Genomic DNA, 2,252 nt, shown 5'->3' on the forward strand with positions numbered 1-2,252 from the left:
GGTTCCGGCCCCTTCGGGCTATGCCTTCGACCATTCGGAATGGGTGCATGGCAAAAAGGACTTCGCCGTGGCGACCCTCACGGACATGGACGGCGTCCACAGAAAAATCGCCCTCGTGAATACGCGCGATTCGAGCGTTGTGGAACTTGCCTCGGGTGCGGAGCTCTGGCATCCGGACCTGTGGGTGGATGGGCTGAACTTCTCGGACTTTGAACTGGACTTGGACAGCGCGGGGGTGTATTTGTTGCCGAATGGAACGGATCCGCAAAATCAGATGCGCGTTAAAATGGAATTATTTTGGTGCAATAAAGATTCCATTGAAGTTTTGGCTCTGGGTTCTTCTCGAATTTTGCACGGATTTATTCCCGATGCAAAAAGCATCAATATGGGACATTCGAGCAATGATATGTCGCTTATTTATTACATCGCCGAGAATTATGCTTGGAACCATCTTCCTCGGCTGAAAACGCTAGTGATTTCTGTGGACATAGACAATTGGCAGACCATAGAAGTCTATCGTGACCAGATGTTGGCTGCGGCTCCCGGTTATCTTTATGACGCAAACCATGGATTTTGGAAAGAGGGACTTCCGAAAGATTTTGTTAGTCTTGTGCAAAGCTCTTATCCGGCTTCTCAAGGGTATCAAAATTTGCGGGAAACCAAAGGTTTTGCGGAGCTTCCTGGATCGGGCTGGGGAGATCCTATTATTGAATCCGATTACCAGTGGGCCGAAAAAAATCCTGAAAAGGTGGAAATTCAATTAAAAGCTCTTCGAAATTTTTTGGCACTTGCCGAATCGAAAGAAATTCGTGTAATCGGTGTTCTTTTTCCGCAGAATCCCAGGTATAAAGAAACGGATTCGTGGGGGCGTTACGGCCCTAGCCGTTCTGCGGCAAAAAATATCATCGATTCTTTGCGCGCTTGTGAAAAGCAGTTTTTAAATTTTAGCCTGATGGACGAAAATAAAATGGGCTATCATGACTATGCGGACTCTACCGCTGCGAATACGGATCATTTAGCTTCGGCTGGAGCGCGGCAATTCATGTCTCGATTGGATTCTCTCACTCAACTCCTTTATCAAAAATGAAAACGATTCTCACAGCTTCAATAGCTTTCATGATAGCCTTAGGCCTGACCTCCTGTACGGATAGTTCCTCCTCCTCGCGGCCCGCCGATTATGCTTCCGACGTTGCGATTGAACTCGACTCCGCTCATGCGGGCATGCTCAAAGTCTTTGCTACGGGGGCCTTGGTGAAACTTGGCACAGATGCCGCGGGTGCAATGGCGAATGAACGTCCTGCGATGACCTCTAAATTCTCCTACGACTTTTCGATTGGCAAGCGCGAAGTCACTTGTGCTGAATTTTTGCACGAACTCCAAAATTTCGATTGCGATTCGACACTTCCGATCACGAACGTTACCTGGTATGATGCGGTACTCTATGCGAATGCCCGCAGCAAGTCCGAAGGCTTCGACACGGCCTACATTTATACGTCCGCCGCTTACGATTCTGAAGGACACTGCACGAATCTCGAAGCCCTGGAATTTTTGCCAGAAGCCGATGCCTACAGGCTTCCGACCGAAGCGGAATGGATACTTGTCGCGGCGCAAGACTGGAATCCGTTTGCTAGCTGGAATTCGGGCAATTCAAATTATGAATTGCACGTCCCATGTTCGGTTTCGGACGTAAAGGATGCTTCGAATTCCGTCTGCGACATGGCTGGCAACGCAATGGAATGGTCGAATGACTATCTTGGTCGATTTCGGGATACGACGGTTTCGAACTTCCTCGGGCAGAAATCCGCAGGCACTCTTGGCGAGCGAGTCGTCAAGGGCGGTAGTTTCCGCAATGCGGCATCGAACATGTCGTTGCATGCACGTGGCGATGTCTATACGGTAACCTCTGCGACTCGTGCGTTTTACGTCGGATTCCGCTTGGCGTTTGGAAAAATCCCGAACGCGACATGGCTTGACTCCGGAGACCGCGCAGAAGAATCTTCCGTCGAACTCATGGCAACGTACAAACGTTTGCAAGAACTGCTGGGCTCCTCCCGCGCAATCCTCGCTTTCCGGGACGATGAAACAAGAAATATCGCTTTTGTAAATTTTTACGCTTCGCAGCCGCAAGTTGTTGAATTGACCGAAAGCGACGGCTACCACCCGGCCATATCCCCGGACGGAAAGCGCGTGGCCTACTGTACGCGGCCCGAAGGCGTATCGGGCAATTCGGAACTGCACGTCCGCAGCTTGCA

Annotated in this window: 1 protein-coding gene and 1 pseudogene; both read left to right on the plus strand. The window is 50.2% G+C overall.

What is annotated here, in order from left to right; translation table 11 throughout:
- Positions 1 to 1,087, plus strand: a pseudogene (locus B5D40_RS15820) (TIGR02171 family lipoprotein); the annotation flags it as partial.
- Positions 1,084 to 2,252 (plus strand): SUMF1/EgtB/PvdO family nonheme iron enzyme (locus tag B5D40_RS15055; RefSeq protein WP_159446942.1); only part of this gene is annotated, 1,169 nt, incomplete at its 3' end. The pseudogene B5D40_RS15820 and the gene B5D40_RS15055, both read left to right, overlap by 4 nt.

Source organism: Fibrobacter intestinalis (genome assembly GCF_900167415.1).
Taxonomy (GTDB): domain Bacteria; phylum Fibrobacterota; class Fibrobacteria; order Fibrobacterales; family Fibrobacteraceae; genus Hallerella; species Hallerella intestinalis.